The following is a 20,641-nucleotide window of genomic DNA, read 5'->3' as shown; positions in this document are numbered from 1 at the left end:
TCAGCGCCCTCCTTGTGCAGTAGCGGGCCTTGCGGGCGCCCAAGCCAGTCGGCCATCAGCACCAAACACATAGACCTGGGCAGGGTCCAGGTGCAGCGTGATGGGCGTGCCCAGTTCAAAGTAATGCACACCGGTCAGTTGCGCCACCAGGTCACCCCAGGGTGTGGCCGCGTGCACAAAGGTGTCAGAGCCCGAAATTTCGGCCAGCTCGACCACTCCGCCCACACTGATGTCACCCGGGCGGGCCACCACGCGCAGCGCACTGGCGCGCACGCCTGCCGTGAGCCCTGCGGCCGTGGCCACCCCTTGCGGCAGATGCACCGCCAGCTCCACCCCACCCTGCAGACGCACCCCGGAAGGGGCCGCCGAGGCCGCAATGAGGTTCATGGGCGGGTCGCTGAAAGCGCGCGCCACACGCAGCGAATTGGGGGAATGGAACACCTCGGCGGTGGGGCCGTACTGCAGCAACTGACCTTCGTCGAGCACTGCGGTGTAGCCGCCCAGCAGCAGGGCCTCGCCCGGCTCGGTGGTGGCATAGACCACGGTGGACTGGCCGGCAGCAAACAGCTGGGTCAGCTCCTCGCGCAGTTCTTCGCGCAGCTTGTAGTCCAGGTTCACCAGCGGCTCGTCCAGCAGCATCAGCGGCGCACCCTTGGCCAGCGCACGCGCCAGCGCCACACGCTGCTGCTGCCCGCCGGAGAGTTCGGCCGGGTAACGATCCAGAAACATGTCGATGTGCAGGCGGCTCGCAATCTCACGCACCCTGGCGTCGATGTTTTTTTCACCGCGCAGCTTCAGGGGCGACGCAATGTTGGCCGCCACCTTCATCGAGGGGTAGTTGATGAACTGCTGGTACACCATGGCGACATTGCGGTCGCGCACGGGCATGCCAGTCACATCCACACCATCGACCTTGACGGTGCCCGACGTGGGCGTATCCAGTCCGGCCATGATGCGCATCAGGCTGGTCTTGCCCGCCTGGGTCGCCCCCAGCAATACCGTCACGGCATTGGGCTGCAGCGACAGGTTCATGTCGTACAGCCAGGTCTGCGCCCCGACTTTTTTGCTGATGCTGTCCAACGCCAGCTGCATGAAGCATCCTCTTCCGGCCCTGAGGCCTGTGTGAAAGGGCTGCACACACGCACGGCAGCCCTCAAATTTCGATCTTTTTCATTTTTGTTCCTTTTTGTTCGAATCGAATCAAGGTTTACCCTTAATCAATTCGTTTTTGTTCGATTTACAGTCTTCAGCGTGCCACCGGGCGCCAAAGCGAATGTTTCAGATTCGTTACGATTCGGTGACATAACACTGCGCACAACACCCCACCGTGAACACCAATCCCCGCCAACTCCAACTCCTCGAAGAAGTGCGCGCGCGCAAGTCCGCCACGGTGGAACAACTTGCCGACACCCTGGGGGTCACGCTGCAGACGGTGCGCCGAGATGTGCAGCGCCTGGCGGAGTCGGGACTGCTGACGCGCTTTCATGGCGGCGTGCGCGTGCCCAGCTCCACGGTGGAGAATCTGGCCCACACCCAGCGCGAAAACCTGCATGCCGAAGGCAAAGCGCGCATTGCGCGCGCCGTGGCCGAACAGGTGCCCAACGACTGCTCGCTGATCCTGAACATCGGCACCACCACCGAGGCCATTGCCAAGGCGCTGCTGCACCACCGGGGCCTGCGCGTGATCACCAACAACCTCAATGTGGCCGCGATCCTGAGCGGCAACCCCGAGTGCGAGGTCATCGTGGCCGGCGGCGTGGTGCGCGCCCGTGACCGGGGCATCGTGGGCGAAGCGGCGGTGGACTTCATCCGCCAGTTCAAGGTGGACATTGCGCTCATCGGCATTTCGGGCATCGAGCCGGACGGGTCGCTGCGCGACTTCGACTACCGCGAGGTGAAAGTGGCGCAAACCATCATCGAGCACGCGCGCGAGGTCTGGCTGGCGGCCGACTTCAGCAAGTTCAACCGCCCGGCGATGGTGCAACTGGCCACGCTGGCGCAGATCGACCGCCTGTTCACCGACGCACCACCGCCCGAGCCCTTCCCGGCCCTTCTGCAAGATGCTGAAGTCATCTGCACGGTAGCTGCATAGCTTCACCTATCCTTTGCCCTCATGACCTACCTGCTCGCTCTCGACCAAGGCACCTCCAGCTCCCGCAGCATCGTTTTTGACGAAGGCGGCCACATCGTGGCGCAGGCGCAGCTGGAGCTGCCGCAGATCTACCCCCAGCCCGGCTGGGTGGAGCACGACCCACTGGAGATCTGGCGCACCCAGCTCGCCACCGCACGCGATGCGCTGGCCAAGGCGGGCATTGCGGCCAGCGACATACGCGCTGTCGGCATCACCAACCAGCGCGAGACCACCGTGCTGTGGAACCGCCAAACCGGGCAGCCCGTGCACCACGCCATCGTGTGGCAGGACCGGCGCGCCGAACCCGCCTGCGCCCAGCTGCGCGAACAAGGCCATGCCGCCACCATCCAGGCCAAGACCGGCCTGCTGGTGGACGCCTACTTCTCCGGCACCAAACTGCAGTGGATGCTGGACCATGTGCCAGGCGCGCGGCAAGCGGCCGGGCGCGGCGAGCTGGCCTTTGGCACGGTGGACAGCTGGCTGATGTGGAAGCTCACCCACGGCAAAGTGCACGTGACGGATGTGAGCAACGCCTCGCGCACCATGCTGTTCAATGTGCACACCAACCAGTGGGACGACGAGCTGCTGGCGCTGCTGCGCATTCCCAAGGCGCTGATGCCCGAGGTGCTGCCGTCCAGCGCCCACTTTGGCGACATCGCGGCCGACCTGCTGGGCCACCCTATCCGTATTGGCGGCGTGGCGGGCGACCAGCAAAGCGCGCTGTTCGGCCAGGCCTGCTTCACGGCGGGCATGGCCAAGAACACCTATGGCACGGGCTGCTTCATGCTCATGCACACAGGCGACAGTTTCCAGACATCGCAAAACGGCCTGCTCACCACCAGCGCGGCGCAGCCGGGCACGCAGCCCGAATTCGCCATGGAAGGCAGCGTGTTCGTGGGCGGCGCCGTGGTCCAGTGGCTGCGCGACGGCCTGCGCGCCATCTCCACCAGCAACGAGGTGGAGTCACTGGCCCAAAGCGTTCCCGATTCGGGCGGCGTGATGATGGTGCCCGCCTTCACCGGCCTGGGCGCCCCGTACTGGAAGCCTGACGCACGCGGCACCATCACGGGCCTCACACGCGGCACCACGCTGGGCCACATTGCGCGCGCGGCGCTCGAAAGCATTGCCTACCAGAGCGCCGCCCTGCTGCTGGCCATGAGCCGCGACGCCGTGGCCGCCGGCGGCGCCCCGGTGAGCGAGCTGCGTGTGGACGGCGGCGCCTGCATCAACGACTTGCTGATGCAGTTCCAGGCCGACCTGCTGGGCATCCCGGTGGTGCGGCCTGCAGTCATCGAGACCACCGCTTTGGGCGCAGCCTACCTGGCAGGGCTGTCGAGCGGCGTGTACCGCAGCACGGATGAACTCGCGCGGCTGTGGCGCGCCGACCGCCGCTTTGTGCCCACGCTCAGCAGCGCGCGTGCGCAGGAGCTGATGGCGAACTGGGAGCATGCGGTGCGCCAAACTACGGCAGCCTGAGGTCCCCGCGGCGCTGGGGTGAAAAGGTCTCTGCCGTCCCAGTAGCCCGTCTTTCCTCCCATGAGTCCTGCCGCTGTCGCCGCTGCAGACATGGACTGACGGCCCGGCGGCGCTACCATCGTGGCCCTTCCTTGTTTGCCACCTTGCCTGCACGCACCATGAGCCAGACCACTGCCTCCCCAAACCTCCCCACCATCGCCTTCATCGGCGGCGGCAACATGGCCAGCGCCATCATCGGCGGCCTGATCGGCCAGGGCCACCCCGTGAGCCAGATCGAGGTGGTCGAGCCCTACGCCCCCACGCGCGAGGCGTTGCTCAAGAACTTTGGACTCACGGCGCAGCCCGAGGCGGGCGCTGCACTGCAGCGCGCCAGCATCGTGGTCTGGGCGGTCAAGCCCCAGACCTTCAAGGACGCCGCCGCACAGGCCAAGGCGCACACCCAGCAGGCCCTGCACCTGAGCGTGGCGGCGGGCATCCGCTCGGACAGCATCGCCCAGTGGCTGGGCACCGAGCGCATCGTGCGCACCATGCCCAACACGCCCGCGCTGGTGGGCAAGGGCATGAGCGCGATCTACGCACGCCCCGCCGTGACCAGCGCCGAGCGCCAGAACGTGGAGGCCATCATGGCGTCCACCGGCGAATTCCTGTGGGTGGAGAGCGAGACCCAGCTGGACGCTGTCACCGCCCTCTCGGGCTCGGGCCCGGCCTATGTGTTCTATTTCCTCGAAGCCATGACGCGCGCTGGTGTGGGCATGGGCCTGACCGAAGCGCAGGCGCACCAGCTGGCCGTGGGCACCTTTGTGGGCGCCTCGGAGCTGGCCCGCCGCTCGGACGAGCCGCCGGCCGTGCTGCGCGAACGTGTCACCTCCAAGGGCGGCACGACCTATGCGGCCCTGCAGTCGATGGAAGCCAGCGGCGTGTCGCAGGCGTTCGAGGCCGCCATGCGCGCCGCCGAAAAGCGTGCCAACGAACTCGGCAACGAGTTCGGATCTTGATGTTTTTGGGCGGTAGCGCTAGTCGATCAAGCGCTGACTGCTATTAATTTGTGAGTACCGCCCGCACCAGATAGCTGCCCGCAATGCCCGCAAACACCGTGGCGCCCAGCCAGTGGTTGATGCGGAACGCCTTGAAGCAGCCGTCGCGGGTGCGGGTGCGGATCAGGGTAAAGTGCCACACGGCCTGGGCCAGCGCCACCGCAATCGCTACATAAAATATAGCACCTAAAGCATACGGTTGTAGCGCTACCGCCCAAATACCCAAGAAAAGCAGATAAAACACCACGATGGCGGCCACATCCAGCCGCCCGAGGGTGATGGCCGAGGTCTTGATGCCGATCTTGAGGTCGTCGTCGCGGTCCACCATGGCGTATTCGGTGTCGTAGGCCAGCACCCAGAACATATTGCCCAGCCACATCCACCACGCCACCGCGGGCACGCTGCCCTGCACGGCGGCAAACGCGATGACGATGCCGAAGTTGAACGCAATGCCCAGCACCGCCTGGGGCATGGAGATGATGCGTTTGGTGAAGGGGTAGGCAATGGCCACCAGCACGGCGGGCACCGACCAGGCGATGGCGGAGGTGTTGGTGGTGAGCACCAGGCCAAACGACACCAGCGCCAGCACCGCGCCCAGGCCCAGCGCCTCCTTCACCGACACCGCACCGGTGGTGACCGGGCGCCGCGCCGTGCGCTTGACGTGTTTGTCAAAGTCGCGGTCGGCCACGTCGTTCACACAGCAGCCCGCGCTGCGCATGAGGATGGTGCCCAGCACAAACACCGCCAGCAGGTGCCAGCCCGGGAAGCCGTCGGCCGCAATCCACAGCGCGCTCAGCGTAGGCCACAGGCACACCAGCCAGCCAGCGGGGCGGTCCCAGCGGATCAGGTCGAGATAGAGCGAAAAACGGCTGCGGGGAGAAACAGGGGACGACGACATGATGGGACCATTACAAGAACAGGCTCAGCAGCAAGACGCTGCGGCGGGTGGCGGGTGGCGGGTGGCGGGTGGCGGGCCACGGGCGCACAGAATGTAGCAGCAGCGCCGCGACTGGGGCACGCATCACCGGAGCCAAGTAACAGCCCCAGCGCGAGCACAAAACCCGTTAAAGTCTCCGCTCGTTCCCCCAACGCACCGCCCCCTGGGGCACCCACGCATGCCCCATACATCGACCTCCCAGGCCGCCACGCGTTTTGCTGTCCCCCGCGGAATGCTGGTGGGATTTGTGATTGCTGCCCTCGCCACGGTGCTGATCGCGCTGGTGAACTTCCGCACCGCCCAGGTGCGCGCGCAAGCGGTGGAAGCCATGGACGAAACCACGGTGACCATGCGCCACCTCAACCTGTTCGTGTCCTCGCTGAAAGACGCCGAGACCGGGCAACGCGGCTATCTGCTGACGGGGGACGACACCTATCTGCAGCCCTACAACCTGTCCCTGGGCGCCATGGAGCGCAACATGGCGCGCCTCAAGGAGCTGACGAACGACAGCGCCGTGCAGCGCCGCCTCGTCGTGCAGATCGACGACCTGCGCCACGAAAAACTGCGCGAGCTGGGCGAGACCATTGAACTGCGCCGCTCAAAAGGCCAGGAGGCCGCCGTGGCCGTAACCCGCAGTGATGCCGGCAGGGTGCTGATGGACCGCATCCGCGACCTGGCATCGGACCTGTCCACGCTGCTGAACCAGCAGCTGGAAAGTGACCGCAAGCAGTGGGTAGAGGCGGCCTCGATGTCCACCTACTACTCCTGGGGCGGCTCGTTCGTGCTGCTGGTGCTCATCTGTCTGTCGGCCGCCGCCAATGCACGGGAGTACCGCCTCAAGGCGCAGCAGTCGTGGGTGGCGGCCGGCCTCAACGGGCTGAGCCAGCGCATCCAGGGCGACCACCGGCTGGAGGACCTGGGCCAGCTCACGCTCGAATACCTGGCGCAATACCTGCGCGCCGCCGTGGGGGCGGGCTACGTGGCCGACTGCAACGGCGCGCTCACCCTGTTTGGTGGCTACGCCCTGCCCCGCGAACGGCTGGAGCAGCGCCTGCTGCCCGGCGAAGGCCTGGTGGGCCAGGTCGCGCGCTCCCGCCAGATGCTGCATGTGCGCGATGTGCCCGCCGGGCACCTGATGGTGTCGTCCAGCACCGGCCAGTCCGCACCGACCGAGCTGCTGCTGGCCCCCGCCATCGAGAACGGCGAAGTGTTTGCCGTGATCGAACTGGGCTTTCATCGCCCGCTGACAGAGCCCGAACGCACCCTGATGGAACGCGCCTCGGGCATTCTGGCGGTGGCGATCCGCGCTGGGATTGACCGCAACCGCCTGGAAGCCTTGCTGGAAGAAACCCAGCGCCAGTCCGAGGAGCTGCAGACCCAGCAAGAAGAGCTACGTGTGAGCAACGAGGAGCTGGAGCAGCAAAGCCGCATCCTGCAAGAGTCGCAGGCCCAGATGGAGGTGCAGCAGACCGAGCTGGAGCAGACCAACGCCCACCTGGAGGCGCAGACCCAGCAGCTGGAATACCAGCGCGAGCAACTGCTGCGCGCCCAAAGCGCCATGACGGACAAGGCGCGCGAACTGGAGCTGGCCAGCCAGTACAAGAGCGAGTTCCTGGCCAACATGAGCCACGAGCTGCGCACACCGCTCAACTCCACCCTGATCCTCGCCAAACTGCTGTCCGACAACAAGCCTGGCAACCTGAGCGCCGAGCAGGTGAAGTACGCGCAGACCATCTACGCGGCGGGCAACGACCTGCTGGCACTCATCAACGACATCCTCGACCTGTCCAAGATCGAGGCTGGCCAGGCCACCGTGTCGGTGGAAACGGTGACGCTGTCCAAGGCCCTGCAAACCCTGATCGACCCGCTGCGCCCGCTGGCGCAAGAGAAGGGCCTGACGCTCACGGCCACCGTCGCCCCCGACGCACCCGCCACGCTGGACACCGACCCGCAGCGCCTGGGGCAGGTGCTCAAGAACCTGCTGTCCAACGCGCTCAAGTTCACCGAGAAGGGCTCGGTGGCGCTGCATGTGTCGCGCAACCCGGACGACACGCTGTCGTTTGCCGTCAAGGACACCGGCATCGGCATTCCGGCGCACCAGCAGGAGCTGATTTTCGAAGCCTTCCGCCAGGCCGATGGCAGCACCCACCGCAAGTACGGCGGCACGGGCCTGGGCCTGTCGATCTCGCGCGATCTGGCTCAGCTGCTGGGTGGGTCCATCCACGTGCACAGCACGCCGGGCGAGGGCAGCGTCTTCACCCTGGTCCTGCCCCAGAAGCTGGTGCCTTCGTCGCCTGAAGCTGAATCCGCAATGCCGCTGGCGGCGCCTGCGCCAGCCCACGCGAAGGCACCGGTCGTCGCACCGGTTCCTTCGGCCCCCGCGTTGCCACCCGTGGCGGCCCCCACCGCACCCGCAGCCCCGCGCCGCGCGAGCGCGCGCAGCATTCTGGTGATTGAGGACGACGTGCGCTTTGCGCAGATCCTGAGCGACCTGGCCGGTGAGATGGACTTTGACTGCCACCTGGCCCACAACGCAGCGGATGGCCTGGCCTACGCCGTACACAGCCTGCCCAGCGCCATCGTGCTGGACGTGAACCTGCCCGACTTCTCGGGCCTGGGCGTGCTCGACCAGCTCAAGCGCAACCCGGCCACGCGCCACATTCCGGTGCACGTGGTCTCGGTGGCCGACTACTCGCAAGAGGCCCTGGGCCGGGGCGCCGTGGGCTACGCCCTCAAGCCCGTCAAGCGCGACGAGCTGGTGCATGCCCTGCAGCGGCTCGAAGCCAAATTCACCCAGGACCTGCGGCGCGTGCTGGTGGTGGAAGACGACGAGCGCCAGCGCGAGAGCGTGCGCCACCTGCTCACCAACGACGACGTGGAGATCGTGGGCGCGGGCACGGCGGCCGAGGCGCTGGCGCACCTGCGCGGCTCCACCTTCGACTGCATGGTGATGGACCTGAACCTGCCCGACCTGAGCGGCTACGAATTGCTGCAGCAGATGACAGAGCAGGATGGCGTCTCCTTCCCGCCCGTCATCGTGTACACAGGCCGCGCCCTGTCGCGCGACGAGGAGCAGCAGCTGCGCCGGTTTTCCAAGTCCATCATCATCAAAGACGCGCGCTCCCCCGAGCGGCTGCTCGACGAGGTCACGCTGTTCCTGCACCAGGTGGAGTCGGAGCTGTCGGCCGAGCACCGCCAGATGCTGCAGGTGGCCCGCAACCGCGAGACTGCCCTGGAAGGCCGCAACGTGCTGGTGGTGGAAGACGATGTGCGCAACGTGTTTGCGCTCTCCAGCATCCTGGAGCCCACCGGCATCCGCGTGGAGATTGCGCGCAACGGCCTGGAGGCCCTGCAGGCGCTGGAGCGCGCCGGCAGCGGCGGCCACCCTGCGATTGACCTGGTGCTGATGGACATCATGATGCCGGAGATGGACGGCTACACCGCCATGCGCGAGATCCGCAACCGCACCGAGTGGCGTCGCCTGCCCATCATCGCGCTGACCGCCAAGGCCATGAAGGACGATCAGGAAAAATGCCTGGCCGCCGGGGCCAATGACTACATCGCCAAACCGCTGGACGTGGAGAAGCTGCTGTCCCTGGTGCGGGTGTGGATGCCCAAGTAGGCCCCGCCATGCCCCATCGCAAGGCCCGCACCGCCGACATCGAGCAGCGCCTGCTGATCGATGCCATCTACCACCGCTACCACTACGACTTCCGGGGCTACGCGCAGGCGTCGCTCAAGCGGCGGCTGGCGTCGGCGCTGGTGCAGTTTGACTGCAAGACGCTGTCGCAGCTGCAGGACCGCGTGCTGCACGAACCCGCCGTGTTCCCTGCGCTGCTCGAATACCTCACCGTGCAGGTGAGCGACATGTTCCGCGACCCCAGTTACTTCCAGGCGCTGCGCCAGGAGGTGGTGCCACTGCTGCGCACCTACCCGTCGCTCAAGGTCTGGGTGGCCGGGTGCAGCGCGGGGGAAGAGGTGTATTCGCTGGCCATCCTACTGCAGGAAGAAGGCCTGCTGGACCGCACGCTGATCTACGCCACGGACATCAACCCGCACGCGCTGCGCGCCGCCGAGGCGGGTGTGTTCGACCTGTCCCGGGTGCCTGCCTTCACCGAGAACCATGCGCGCTCCGGCGCCCGCAGCTCGTTGTCGGACTACTACGCTGCCGGCTATGGCCGCGTGGTGTTCGACAAGGGCTTGCGCGAGCACATGGTGTTCTCTGACCACAGCCTGGCCACCGACAGCGTGTTTGCCGAGGTTCATCTGGTGTCCTGCCGCAATGTGCTCATCTACTTCGAGCGCGACCTGCAGAACCGTGCACTCGGTCTGTTCCGCGAGTCGCTGTGCCACCGGGGCTTCCTGGGCCTGGGCTCCAAGGAGTCACTGCGGTTTTCTGCGCACACCGATGCCTTCGAGGACTTCGTGCTGGAGGACCGCATCTACCGAAAAAGGGCCGGACTATGACCAGCCCCGCCCTGGCGCCAAGGCCATCGCCACCGGGGGGCTATCACGCCGTCGTGGTGGGTGGTTCTTCGGGCGGTATTGATGCCCTCTTGCAGCTGCTGCCCGCGCTGCCCGCCACACTGCAGGCCGCGGTTCTGGTCGTGCTGCACCTGCCCCGGGACCGGCGCAGCCTGCTGGTGGACATCTTCCAGCCCCGCTGCGCCCTGACGCTGCGCGAGGCGCAGGACAAGGACGCCATCACGCCAGGCTCGGCCAGCTTTGCGCCACCCGACTATCACCTGCTGGTCGATGCCGGCCCCCAGGGACCGCATGTGGGGCTGTCGCTGGACGCGCCTCTGCATTTTTCCCGCCCCTCCATCGACGTGCTGTTCGAATCGGCGGCAGACCACTACGGTCCCCGGCTGGTGGGCATCCTGCTGTCGGGCGCCAACGAAGACGGTGTGCACGGCCTGCAAGCCATTCAGGCGGCGGGCGGCCTCACGATCGTGCAAGACCCCGCCAGCGCCAGCATGCCCACCATGCCGCAGGCGGCCATCGCGGCCTTGGCGGTTGACCACATCCTGCCCCCTGAAGGCATTGGCAGGCTGCTGGTGGACCTGCACCAGCGCCAGCAGCTTTGATACGGGCATATGCGTCCTTCCTTGAGAACCCCATCCACCCTCCCCACCGCCCATGCCCCAGACCGACCGCACCAAATGCCTGCTCGTTGACGATGTCGAGGAAAACCTGATCGCCCTGGAGGCGCTGCTGCAACGCGACGGGCTGGACATCCTCAAGGCCCAGTCGGGCCCCGAGGCCCTGGAACTGCTGCTGGCCCATGACGACGTGGCCCTGGCCTTGCTGGACGTGCAGATGCCCGACATGAACGGCTTCGAGCTGGCGGAACTGATCCGGGGCAGCGAGCGCACCCGGCACATTCCGCTCATCTTCATGACGGCGGGCTCACGCGAGCAGAACTGGCAGTTCCGGGGGTACGAGAGCGGGGCGGTGGACTTTCTCTACAAACCCATCGACCCGCACATGCTCACCAACAAGGCGAGCGTGTTCTTTGAACTGCACCGGCGCAAGCAGGCGCTGGCGCACGAGCTGCGCGCGCGCACCGAGGCCTTGCGCATCAACGAAATGTTCATGGCCGTGCTGAGCCACGACCTTCGCACACCGCTGCAGTCCATCGTTGCGGCGGCCACCGTGCTCAAGCGCCAGCCGCCCCCCGACAAGGCAGTGCTCATGGCCGACCGGGTGCTGGGCGCCAGCCAGCGCATGGGCCACATGATCGAAGACCTGCTGGACGTGACCCGCATCCGCCAGGCGGGTGGGCTGGCCCTTCAGCTGGGCCCTGCCCACATGCAGGCGCTGGTGCAGCGCACGCTGGAGGAGGTGGCCACCAGCCACCCGGAACGCCCCATCGATTCCACCCTGCAGGGAGACCTGGCAGGCACCTGGGATGCGGAGCGCCTGTGCCAGGTGGTCACCAATCTGGTCGGCAATGCACTGCACCACGGCAGCGCCGACCACCCCGTACGAATTGCGGTGGACGGGACCCGCCCCGATCAGGTAAGCATCACGGTGGCCAACGGCGGCACCATCCCCCCCGAGCTGTTACCGCATTTGTTCGACCCTTTCCGGGGAGGAGAACGCGAGCCTGGCCGCCACCAGGGTCTGGGGCTGGGGCTTTTTATTGCACACCAGATCGTGCGGGCCCACCGTGGAACCATCGAAGCCAGGTCGCAAGACAATGTCACCACCTTTCAGGTAACACTGCCGCGCCATTCGCCAGCGCGCCCGCACCGCAGTTGACCATGCCAAGCGCGCGCAGCCAGCGTGCCAACCAGCAGACAAGCCGACCGCAGGAAGCCGTGAAGGCGCTACCAGGGTGATGTGACAGGGGGGGGGAGACGAACCGCGAGCGGGCCGTGCCCGCAAGCGTCAGCCGGCGGCCGAGGCCAGCGCGCTTTGGATGGAATCGAGCAGCTGCTCCAGCTCTTCCAGCTCGAAGGGTTTGAGCAAGGCGCGCACGTTCGGCCCCCAATTGCTCGGATGGCTGCCCAGTTCATACCCGGAGCACAGCACCACCCAGCGCTGCGGATCATCTGCCAGCAGCTGGCGGGCCAGATCCGTGCCCGAAAGGCCGGGCAGGCTGACATCGGTCACCAGCACGTCAAAGGGGTCGCCAGCATCCAGCGCCAGCGCCTCTTCGGCAGAGGCGCAGGGCGTGACCGTCCGGCCTTCGCCTTCCATGAGCATGCCGATGGTCTCGCGCAGCTCCGGGTTGTCTTCAACGTACAGGATTCGCATACATCACAGGGAGTTGATCCGCCATGCCGTCCTGCGGAAAGGGAGCATGACCAAAACCCGCATCATGCGCAGGCGACCGTGCTGCGCCGTGTAGGACAAGGCGCTATTCTGCGCGCCTGTGCCATCTCCGCCGCGCGCAGCCGGGCCGTGCGTCGGCCGACGCGCGCAGGGGAAGGAGAGCCCTTTTATTCTTCCAGCAGCGAGCGCAGCATCCACGCCGTCTGTTCGTGCACCGTGAGGCGCTGGGTCAGCAGGTCGGCCGTGGGCTCGTCGCTGGCCTTGTCGGCCAGGGGGAACAGGCTGCGCGCCGTGCGGGCCACGGCTTCGTGGCCCTCAACCAGCACACGCACCATGTCCAGCGCCTTGGGGGGCTTGGCGGGGGCGTCGGGTACCGTCGCCAGCTTGCCAAACTCGGCATAAGAACCTGGTGCCACATGGCCCAGCGAGCGGATGCGCTCGGCAATCGGATCCACCGCGTTCCACAGTTCTGTGTACTGCGCCATGAACATGGTGTGCAGGGTGTTGAACATGGGGCCCGTGACGTTCCAGTGGAAGTTGTGGGTGGTGAGGTACAGCGTATAGGTGTCGGCCAGCAGGCGCGACAGGCCCTGAGCGATGGCAGCGCGATCCTTGTCGCTGATGCCGATGTTGATACTGGGGGCAGAGGGTTTGCCGGATGCGGCTTTGCCAGGAGCTTTGGCCATGGGGAGGTTCCTTCCGTGCGGAGAACATGAAACACCCCGCGCTGTGCGGGGTCCTCAAATACTGTAGCGCAAGCGACTGGTCCCCCAGTGTCAGCCAAGGCCGATGCCTTGCACCTGGGTCAAGAAAGCGCAAGCGGAGCCAAGCCTTACAGGCTTATTGCATGTGCGGCAAGTTGCCAATGCGCACCAGCATCTCGGTGAACATCTGCATGTCGGCATCCAGGTCCGCCACTTCCTTGAACTCCTTGGCATTGTGGGCGGTGTACTTCTTGCCAGGCATGGCAGGGCCAAAGTTGATGGCGTTGGGCATCAGCTTGGCGGTGGTGCTGCCGGCCGTGGGCACGGGCTTGGCTTCGAGGCCGGTGGTGTCGCCAAAGGTGTTGAGCAACGTGGCCAGCCAGGCGCCCTTGGGGTCGCGGGCCATCCAGTTGCCTTGGTTGTGGTCCACCTCCACCGCCACACCGGCCTGGGCGCCCCAGGCCTTGATGCGTTCGGTGGTGGCTTTGGCCAGTGCTTCGGGCGTGTTGCCCCGGGGCATGCGCACGTTCACCAGCACATCGACCTTGCCATCCTTTTCGCGGATGAGGTTGGGAGACATCGTGAGCGGGCCCATGAAGTCATCGCTGTAGGCCAGCCCCATCGTACGACCCAGGTAGTCGGTGCCATACAGGTCTGTGAGGTAACGCACGGCCTGCGCGTAGCCGTTGGGGGCCAGCACTAGGCCCGACTCCTTGAGGAACAGCGCCAGGCGCGGCAGCGGATTCACGCCTTCTTCGGGGCGCGAGCCGTGGGCCGATGCGCCCGTGACCTTGACCAAGACGTCTGCGCCTTCACGCGCCACATCGATGCTGAACTTGCCGCCCTGGCTGGTGTATTTGCCGATAAAGGCGTCCTTGCCAGCGCTGAGCTGGCGGGTGGTGGCATCGGCGTTGCCGCCACGCAGGCGGGCCGTGGCCGTCTGGGGCACGGCGTTGGCCGATGCGGCGCCCGCCATGGCCACGATGGTGGGCTGGTTGCCTGCCGCGGCGCCCAAGGCAAAGGTGGTGCGCAGCGCACCCGAGCCCTTCTCGGCCACCACCGCAGGATATTTGCTATCGAGCACGATGTTGTACTCAGGCAGAGAGGTCTTGGCGCGGTAGTACTTCATCGCGTCGCCACCGGTTTCCTCGGTGGTTTCGATCATGAGTCGGATGGTGCGCGCCAGCGGCAGGCCGCTGTCCTTGACGGCTTTCATCGCAAACAGCACGGTGGCGATGGAGCCCTTGTCGTCGATGGAGCCCCGGCCATACAAGTTGCCGCCCACGCGGGTCAGCTGGAAGGGGTCAAGCTTCGTGCCATCGTCCAGCACCCATTCGTCGGCCACCACGGGCACCACGTCGGCATGGGTGAGGATGCCGAATTCTTCGGGGCCACTGCCGGGCAGCTTCACTTCAAAGATGCGGTTGTCCACATTGCGGTACTGCAGGCCAAAGTCCTTGGCCATCCCTTCGACCAAGGCACCGAACGCGATGATGTGCTTGTCTTCGTGCGGCGGCACCTTGTCGGCCCGCACCGTGGGAATGGCCACCATCTTCGCCGTGGCGTCGATCGCCGCCGCCTGGTTGCGCAAGCGGTTGTGCAGACCCAGCAAGCGGCTGATGTTGACCAGGTCATCACCCACCAAAGGCTTGTGCGCCAGGTAAGCCGACACGGCGGTCTGCAGCTGCGGCTGCATCTGTGCAGCCAGCGCCAGGAACTGGCGAAAGTCCGCTGCTGCAGCGGCGGCCGGCGCGGCCGCAATGCGGTCGAGCGCAGGCTTCTTCAGCGTCTGGGTCGCGGGTGGGGGGGTGGGGGTGGAGCAAGCCGTCAGGGCGGCAACCAGCGTGGCGGTGAGCCAAAGCGTCTTCATAAAAACCTCTTGTGGGGGCAAAGGCACCGACCGCCGATGGGCAGAGGGCGCCGTGGAGCATGGCCTGCCCGGGCCGGGTGGACCTGCGCAGGGGCGGCGGGAGTGTAGCGCCGATTCCAGGAAGCGAATCAGTGCCCAGCAGCCGTTCAGGACAGTCGCGTCACGCCTGGCAGCTCGCACGCATAGATGGCGTTGCGCAGGGCGGCAATGGCTTCGTAGCGGGTGAAGCTGCGGCGCCACGCCAGCACCACGCGGCGCACGGGCGGCGGGCCACCGTCTTCCTCACGGATGGGCAGGTAGCGGATGTAGGTCTCGTCGCTCTTGCGGCGGCGCGACACCGTGAGCAACGCATCGCGCGGCACCGACAGGCGTGGCACCAGCGTCACCCCCATGCCGGCGGCCACCATGTGCTTGATGGTCTCCAGCGACGAGCCCTCAAACGACTTGCGGATGCCCTCGGCATTGCTCGCAAAGCGCGCGAACTCGGGGCACACCTCCAGCACATGGTCCCGGAAGCAATGGCCCGCCCCCAGCAGCAGCATGGTCTCGTTTTTCAACTCGGCAGCCGTGACGGACTTCTTGGCCGCCAGCGGGTGCGTGCTGGGCACGGCCGCCATGAAGGGCTCGTCGTACAGCGGCGCCATGGCCAGGCCGGTGTCGGGGAAAGGCTCGGCCAGGATGGCGCAGTCGATCTCGCCCGTGCGCAGCATCTCCAGCAGCTTGACGGTGAAGTTCTCCTGCAGCATCAGCGGCATCTGCGGGGTGCGCGTGATGGACTGGCGCACCAGCTCGGGCAGCAGATAGGGCCCGATGGTGTAGATCACGCCCAGCGTGAGCGGACCGGCCAGCGGGTCCTTGCCGCGCTTGGCGATTTCCTTGATGGCCGCGGCCTGCTCCAGCACGCTTTGCGCCTGGCGAACAATGTCCTCGCCCAGCGGGGTCACCGTGACTTCGCCCGCGCTGCGCTCGAACAGCTTCACGTCCAGCTCTTCTTCCAGCTTCTTGATGGCCACCGAGAGCGTGGGTTGCGACACATAGCAGGCGTCGGCCGCATGGCCAAAGTGCTTCTCGCGGGCCACCGCAACGATGTACTTGAGTTCGGTGAGGGTCATGGTGTGTTCCTGCGGGCCACGTCAGTGTCGTTCTGAGCGTCTCATGCCTTGAGATAGTCCGATTTTCCACCCATCCAGCGCGCCACGTGTTTGGCGGCCAATTCCGGGTAGCGGTCCAGCATCTTTGGGGCCAGTTCACGCGCCCATTCCAGCAGATGGGTATCGGTCGCCAGGTCGGCAAACCGCAGCAGCGCATCGCCCGACTGGCGGGCGCCCAGAAACTCGCCGGGGCCCCGGATCTCCAGGTCGCGCCGGGCGATCTCGAAGCCGTCGTTGGTCTCGGCCATGGCGCGCAGGCGCTCCTTGGCGGTTTCGCCCACGCGGCCGCTGTCGTTGGTGGCGTACAGCAGCACACAGGCCGAGGCCGCCGCGCCGCGCCCCACGCGGCCGCGCAGCTGGTGCAGCTGGCTCAGCCCAAAACGCTCGGCATGTTCAATGACCATGAGCGAGGCGTTGGGCACATCCACGCCCACCTCGATCACGGTGGTGCTGACCAGCACGCCCATCTGGCCACTGGTGAAGAGCGCCATCACAGCCTTCTTCTCAGCGGTGGGCATGCGCGAGTGCAGCAGGCCGACCATGCAGCCCGGCAAGGCCTCGCTCAGGTCAGCGTGGGTCGCGGTGGCGTTGGAGAGGTCCAGCGCCTCGCTCTCTTCGATCAGCGGGCACACCCAGTACACCTGCCGCCCGGCCTCCACCTGCGCGCCGATGCGTTCGATCACCTCGTCCTTGCGGCTGTCGGCAATCAGCTTGGTGACGATGGGCGTGCGGCCTGGCGGCAGCTCGTCGATCACCGACACATCCAGGTCCGCGTAGTAGCTCATCGCCAAAGTGCGCGGGATGGGCGTGGCACTCATCATGAGCATGTGCGGCTCCATGCCGTGGGCAGCCAACTTTTGCCGCAAGGCCAGCCGCTGGGCCACGCCAAAGCGGTGTTGCTCGTCGATGATGGCCAGCGCCAGGTTCTTGAACTGCACCTGGTCCTGGATCACGGCGTGCGTGCCCACCACCAGCGCCGCCTCGCCGCTGGCCACCAGCGCCAGCATGGCAGTACGGTCCTTCTTCTTTTGCCCGCCCACCAGCCAGGCCACCTTGCGGCCGTGTGCGGCCAGCAGCGGTTCGAGCCAGCCGATCATCTTGGCAAAGTGCTGCTCGGCCAGGATTTCGGTGGGTGCCATCAGCGCGCACTGCCAGCCCGCGTCCATGGCCAGGCAGGCGGCCAGGGCCGACACCACGGTTTTGCCCGAACCCACATCGCCCTGCAGCAATCGGTGCATGGGCACCTGGCGGGCCAGATCGGCCGCAATCTCTTCGCCCACGCGGCGCTGGGCCGCCGTCAGGTCAAACGGCAATACGCCCATCAACTGTTCGTGCAATGGCAAGGCGCCGTCGGCACTGCGCCGGGGCCGCAGCACCGGCGCGCGCAGCATGTCGCGTTCGCGCCGCGACTGCTGCTGCGACAGCTGCTGGGCCAGCAACTCCTCCGCCTTCAACCGCTGCCAGGCGGGGTGGCTCTGGTCTTCCAGCGTGGACAGCGCCACATCGGGCGTGGGATGGTGCAAAAAAGTGAGCGCCTCGCGCAAGCTGAACCTGCGCTGCAGGCCATTGGGGCCATAAACCCGGGCCATCGGTGGCTCTGTGCCGGGTGGCAGGGTGTCCGACAAATCCACCCGCGTCAGCGCACTGACGACGGCCCGGCGCAGGTAGGGCTGGGGCAGTCCGGCGGTGGTGGGGTAGACGGGCGTGAGAGCGGCGGGCAACTCGCCACCCGCCACGCGGAAGGCCGGGTGCAGCATCTGCCGCCCCCAGAAGCCGCCTTTGACCTCGCCCCGAATGCGCAGGCGCGCGCCCACGGCCAGGGTCTTCTGGTGCGACGGGTAGAAGCTGAAAAAGCGCAGCTCACAACTGCCGGTGTCATCCTCTACCTGCACCAGCAGCTGGCGGCGGGGGCGCAGTTGCACCTCGCTGGCAGTGACCGTGGCCTCGATCTGTACCGTTTGCCCGTCGCGCGCGTTGGCCAGCGGGGTGATGCGGGTTTCATCCTCATAGCGCAAGGGCAGGTGCAGGGCCAGGTCGATATCGCGGCACAGGCCCAGTTTTTGCAGTGCCTTCTGCGCCACCGAGGCCGCACCCTGGCCACGCGCGGCCGGGACGGCGGAGCGCGCAGTGGGTTTGGCGGGAGCAGGGGCGGCAGCGGGCATGGAGAGCAATTTGCTAGGGAAAACGAGCGGAGATCGCAGCCTGAAAAGGCTACCATGGTTACCATTGCTAACGCCTGATCACGGCGTGTTTTCGAGTCCGGGGCCCCGTCATGCTCAAGCGCATTCAAATCCAACACCTGACCCTGGGCATGTACCTGCATGAGTTTTGCGGCTCGTGGATGGAGCACCCCTTCTGGCGGGCCAAGTTCCTGCTCAAGGACCCCAAGGACCTCGCCCGCATCCAGGCCACCGCCATTCAGGAAATCTGGATCGACACTGACAAGGGCCTGGATGTGGCCGCAGGCACGGCGTCGATGTCGCGCGAAGAGGTGGATGCGCAGATCGAGACCGACTTCAGCCGCCTGGAGGACCTGCCCCCCATCAAGGTGACGCTGCCCTCACCCCCTCCTCCCCCCAAGCGGGACCGCCAACCGGCGGACATGCACAGCGAACTGAGGATGGCCGCCGCCATCTGCGTCAAGTCCAAGGAAGCGGTGGTCTCGATGTTCAACGAGGCCCGCATGGGCCGCGCAGTGGACTCGGCCAGTGCACAGAGCCTGGTGGAAGAAATCTCCGACTCCGTCACCCGCAACCCCGGCGCACTCATCAGCCTGGCGCGGCTGAAGACGGCCGACGACTACACCTACATGCATTCGGTGGCGGTGTGCGCGCTCATGGTGGCCCTGGCCAAGCAGCTCAAGCTCAAGGACGACCAGCAGCGGCTCGCCGGCATGGCGGGCCTGCTGCACGACCTGGGCAAGGCGGCCATCCCGCTGGCAGTGCTCAACAAGCCCGGCAAGCTCACTGACCAGGAATTCACCGTGGTGCGCAGCCACCCGGTGGAGGGCTACCACATGCTCAAGGAAGGCGGCAACGTGCCCGACGCCGTGCTGGACGCCTGCCTGCACCACCATGAAAAGGTGGACGGCTCGGGCTACCCCGACAAGCTGCAGGGAGAAGGCATCAGCGTGATCGCCCGCATGACGGCCATCTGCGACGTATACGACGCCATTACCTCCGACCGGCCCTACAAGCGCGGCTGGGACCCGGCCGAGTCGCTGCGCCGCATGGCCGAGTGGACCAGGGACCACTTTGACGCACGCATCTTTCAGGCGTTTGTCAAAAGCATCGGCATCTACCCCGTGGGCTCGCTGGTGCGGCTGACCTCGGGCCGCATCGGCATCGTGACTGAGCAATCGCCCACCGCGCTGACCACCCCCATCGTCAAGGTGTTTTTCTCGACCAAGTCCGACCTGCGCATTCCGCCCGAGGTGGTGAACCTGGCCGCCCCGGACTGCAACGAGAAGATCGTGGCACGCGAAGACCCCGAGAAGTGGCGCTTTCCCGACCTGGACGAGCTGTGGTCCGGCTTCTCCGACAAGGTCTGGTAGCCCATGCCTGCACTGATCATCACCCTGACGCTCAACCCCGCCCTCGACCTGGCGACCACCACCGACCACGTGGCCCCCACACACAAGCTGCGCTGCGGCCCGGTGCGGCGGTTTGCGGGGGGCGGCGGCATCAACGTGGCGCGGGTGCTGCACCGCCTGGGCGCGGACGTGAGCGCGTGGGCACTGGCGGGCGGCGCGGCGGGCGCCCAGGTGCAGCAGTTGCTGGCCGGCGAGGGCGTGCCCACGCGGCTGCAGCGCATTGCGGGCGACACGCGCGAGAACTTTTCGGTGGTCGAGACCAGCACGGGCCAGGAGTTTCGGTTTGTGCTGCCCGGGCCCACGCTGCAGGCCAGCGAGTGGCAGGCCTGCCTGGATGCGCTGGCTACCCACACCCCTCCACCCCGCTGGCTGATTGCCAGCGGCAGCCTGCCGCCTGGCACGCCGGACGACTTCTACGCCCAGCTGGCGCACGCCGCATCCGGCCGGGGCGTGCATGTGGCCGTCGACACCTCGGGGCCGCCGCTGGCGACGGCATTGCAGGCCGGGGTGGCGCTGGTCAAACCCAGCCTGCGCGAGCTGCGCGACCTGTTGCAACAGCCCCTGGAACAGGCGGCCGACTGGTGCACTGCCGCCCAGTCGCTGGTGCGCAGCGGCGCCGCCCACACCGTGGCCCTGTCGGTGGGCGAGCAAGGCGCCGTGCTGGCCACGCGGGAGGGGGTATGGCAGGCGCCAGCGCTGAACGTGCCCGCTACGACCGGCACCACGGGCGCTGGGGACTGCTTTTTGGCGGCACTGGTCTGGGCGCTGGACCGGGGCGATGCGCCTGCCGAGGCGCTGCGCTGGGGCGTGGCCGCAGGCGCTGCCGCCTTGCTGCATCCGGGCACCACCCTGGCCCAGGCCGATGACGTGCAACGGCTGGTGCACAGCGTACCGGCACCAGTGGCATTCAACATCCAGCCATAGCACCGCGCCTGCAGGGGCTGCAGCCCCGTGGGACAATCGCGC

The 20,641-nt window shown here is 66.7% G+C and carries 16 protein-coding genes; 9 read left to right on the top strand and 7 right to left on the bottom strand.

Annotation, left to right across the window (positions count from 1 at the left end; translation table 11 throughout):
• On the bottom strand, nucleotides 1-1,092 hold the full coding sequence (locus tag IB236_RS20335) for an ABC transporter ATP-binding protein (RefSeq protein WP_056065364.1): 1,092 nt from the start codon (nucleotides 1,090-1,092) through the stop codon (nucleotides 1-3).
• Between the two features lie 235 nt (nucleotides 1,093-1,327).
• Between IB236_RS20335 and IB236_RS20330 the strand changes: the two genes are divergently transcribed.
• From IB236_RS20330 to proC, 3 genes are all read left to right on the top strand, one after another.
• A complete protein-coding gene (locus tag IB236_RS20330; protein ID WP_056065359.1) occupies nucleotides 1,328-2,092 on the top strand; it encodes a DeoR/GlpR family DNA-binding transcription regulator in 765 nt (254 codons plus the stop codon).
• A 21-nt stretch (nucleotides 2,093-2,113) separates the two neighbouring features.
• Nucleotides 2,114-3,607: a glycerol kinase GlpK gene (gene glpK, locus IB236_RS20325; RefSeq protein ID WP_192421975.1), complete on the top strand. Its 1,494-nt coding sequence runs from the start codon at nucleotides 2,114-2,116 to the stop codon at nucleotides 3,605-3,607.
• Nucleotides 3,608-3,765: 158 nt separating this feature from the next.
• Entirely contained in the window at nucleotides 3,766-4,602 is an 837-nt protein-coding gene (gene proC, locus IB236_RS20320; protein ID WP_108497477.1) for a pyrroline-5-carboxylate reductase, read from the top strand.
• A 43-nt stretch (nucleotides 4,603-4,645) separates the two neighbouring features.
• Here proC and ubiA read toward each other — a convergent pair whose 3' ends face one another.
• Entirely contained in the window at nucleotides 4,646-5,539 is an 894-nt protein-coding gene (gene ubiA, locus IB236_RS20315) for a 4-hydroxybenzoate octaprenyltransferase (protein ID WP_192421974.1), read from the bottom strand.
• Between the two features lie 217 nt (nucleotides 5,540-5,756).
• On the opposite strand from ubiA, the gene IB236_RS20310 reads away from it, so the two are divergent.
• The 4 genes from IB236_RS20310 to IB236_RS20295 are packed head-to-tail and all read left to right on the top strand — an operon-like array spanning nucleotide 5,757 to nucleotide 11,842.
• The gene (locus IB236_RS20310; RefSeq protein ID WP_192421972.1) at nucleotides 5,757-9,200 is read left to right on the top strand and encodes a response regulator; all 3,444 of its coding nucleotides are present in this window, start codon (nucleotides 5,757-5,759) and stop codon (nucleotides 9,198-9,200) included.
• A gap of 8 nt (nucleotides 9,201-9,208) precedes the next feature.
• Complete coding sequence (locus IB236_RS20305) at nucleotides 9,209-10,045, top strand: protein-glutamate O-methyltransferase CheR (RefSeq protein WP_192421970.1); 837 nt, start codon at nucleotides 9,209-9,211, stop codon at nucleotides 10,043-10,045.
• The gene (locus IB236_RS20300; RefSeq protein ID WP_192421969.1) at nucleotides 10,042-10,665 is read left to right on the top strand and encodes a chemotaxis protein CheB; all 624 of its coding nucleotides are present in this window, start codon (nucleotides 10,042-10,044) and stop codon (nucleotides 10,663-10,665) included. Before IB236_RS20305 ends, IB236_RS20300 begins: the two co-directional genes overlap by 4 nt.
• A gap of 52 nt (nucleotides 10,666-10,717) precedes the next feature.
• Nucleotides 10,718-11,842, top strand: coding sequence for a hybrid sensor histidine kinase/response regulator (locus IB236_RS20295; RefSeq protein ID WP_192421967.1), 1,125 nt, complete (start codon nucleotides 10,718-10,720; stop codon nucleotides 11,840-11,842).
• 129 nt (nucleotides 11,843-11,971) lie between these two features.
• On the opposite strand, the gene IB236_RS20290 is transcribed toward IB236_RS20295, so the two are convergent.
• The 5 genes from IB236_RS20290 to recG form a co-directional block, all read right to left on the bottom strand.
• The gene (locus IB236_RS20290) at nucleotides 11,972-12,340 is read right to left on the bottom strand and encodes a response regulator (protein WP_056747877.1); all 369 of its coding nucleotides are present in this window, start codon (nucleotides 12,338-12,340) and stop codon (nucleotides 11,972-11,974) included.
• Nucleotides 12,341-12,525: 185 nt separating this feature from the next.
• On the bottom strand, nucleotides 12,526-13,044 hold the full coding sequence (locus tag IB236_RS20285) for a Dps family protein (RefSeq protein ID WP_060984998.1): 519 nt from the start codon (nucleotides 13,042-13,044) through the stop codon (nucleotides 12,526-12,528).
• Nucleotides 13,045-13,198: 154 nt separating this feature from the next.
• Nucleotides 13,199-14,932, bottom strand: coding sequence for a dipeptidase (locus IB236_RS20280; RefSeq protein ID WP_192421966.1), 1,734 nt, complete (start codon nucleotides 14,930-14,932; stop codon nucleotides 13,199-13,201).
• Between the two features lie 146 nt (nucleotides 14,933-15,078).
• Nucleotides 15,079-16,044: a LysR substrate-binding domain-containing protein gene (locus IB236_RS20275; RefSeq protein WP_056747872.1), complete on the bottom strand. Its 966-nt coding sequence runs from the start codon at nucleotides 16,042-16,044 to the stop codon at nucleotides 15,079-15,081.
• 41 nt (nucleotides 16,045-16,085) lie between these two features.
• On the bottom strand, nucleotides 16,086-18,245 hold the full coding sequence (gene recG / locus IB236_RS20270; RefSeq protein WP_192421965.1) for an ATP-dependent DNA helicase RecG: 2,160 nt from the start codon (nucleotides 18,243-18,245) through the stop codon (nucleotides 16,086-16,088).
• A 110-nt stretch (nucleotides 18,246-18,355) separates the two neighbouring features.
• Here recG and IB236_RS20265 point away from each other — a divergent pair, with 110 nt between their 5' ends.
• Together IB236_RS20265 and IB236_RS20260 are read left to right on the top strand one after the other, a co-directional pair.
• A complete protein-coding gene (locus tag IB236_RS20265; protein ID WP_056065324.1) occupies nucleotides 18,356-19,636 on the top strand; it encodes an HD-GYP domain-containing protein in 1,281 nt (426 codons plus the stop codon).
• Nucleotides 19,637-19,639: 3 nt separating this feature from the next.
• Entirely contained in the window at nucleotides 19,640-20,599 is a 960-nt protein-coding gene (locus tag IB236_RS20260; protein ID WP_192421964.1) for a 1-phosphofructokinase family hexose kinase, read from the top strand.
• The last annotated feature ends 42 nt before the right edge of the window (nucleotides 20,600-20,641 follow it).

This window comes from Acidovorax sp. ACV02 (assembly GCF_014851475.1).
In the GTDB taxonomy this organism is placed as follows: Bacteria; Pseudomonadota; Gammaproteobacteria; order Burkholderiales; family Burkholderiaceae_C; genus Acidovorax; species Acidovorax delafieldii.
Note: the sequence above shows the minus strand (reverse complement) of the source record. Positions and strands in the feature narration are given on the sequence as shown.

What these genes read in the sequence shown, in the direction of transcription:
- IB236_RS20335 (WP_056065364.1), bottom strand. Translation starts at nt 1,092, where the DNA reads ATGCAGCTGGCGTTGGACAGCATCAGCAAAAAAGTCGGGGCGCAGACC.
- glpK (WP_192421975.1), top strand. Translation starts at nt 2,114, where the DNA reads ATGACCTACCTGCTCGCTCTCGACCAAGGCACCTCCAGCTCCCGCAGC.
- proC (WP_108497477.1), top strand. Translation starts at nt 3,766, where the DNA reads ATGAGCCAGACCACTGCCTCCCCAAACCTCCCCACCATCGCCTTCATC.
- ubiA (WP_192421974.1), bottom strand. Translation starts at nt 5,539, where the DNA reads ATGTCGTCGTCCCCTGTTTCTCCCCGCAGCCGTTTTTCGCTCTATCTC.
- IB236_RS20310 (WP_192421972.1), top strand. Translation starts at nt 5,757, where the DNA reads ATGCCCCATACATCGACCTCCCAGGCCGCCACGCGTTTTGCTGTCCCC.
- IB236_RS20305 (WP_192421970.1), top strand. Translation starts at nt 9,209, where the DNA reads ATGCCCCATCGCAAGGCCCGCACCGCCGACATCGAGCAGCGCCTGCTG.
- IB236_RS20300 (WP_192421969.1), top strand. Translation starts at nt 10,042, where the DNA reads ATGACCAGCCCCGCCCTGGCGCCAAGGCCATCGCCACCGGGGGGCTAT.
- IB236_RS20295 (WP_192421967.1), top strand. Translation starts at nt 10,718, where the DNA reads ATGCCCCAGACCGACCGCACCAAATGCCTGCTCGTTGACGATGTCGAG.
- IB236_RS20290 (WP_056747877.1), bottom strand. Translation starts at nt 12,340, where the DNA reads ATGCGAATCCTGTACGTTGAAGACAACCCGGAGCTGCGCGAGACCATC.
- IB236_RS20285 (WP_060984998.1), bottom strand. Translation starts at nt 13,044, where the DNA reads ATGGCCAAAGCTCCTGGCAAAGCCGCATCCGGCAAACCCTCTGCCCCC.
- IB236_RS20280 (WP_192421966.1), bottom strand. Translation starts at nt 14,932, where the DNA reads ATGAAGACGCTTTGGCTCACCGCCACGCTGGTTGCCGCCCTGACGGCT.
- IB236_RS20275 (WP_056747872.1), bottom strand. Translation starts at nt 16,044, where the DNA reads ATGACCCTCACCGAACTCAAGTACATCGTTGCGGTGGCCCGCGAGAAG.
- recG (WP_192421965.1), bottom strand. Translation starts at nt 18,245, where the DNA reads ATGCCCGCTGCCGCCCCTGCTCCCGCCAAACCCACTGCGCGCTCCGCC.
- IB236_RS20265 (WP_056065324.1), top strand. Translation starts at nt 18,356, where the DNA reads ATGCTCAAGCGCATTCAAATCCAACACCTGACCCTGGGCATGTACCTG.
- IB236_RS20260 (WP_192421964.1), top strand. Translation starts at nt 19,640, where the DNA reads ATGCCTGCACTGATCATCACCCTGACGCTCAACCCCGCCCTCGACCTG.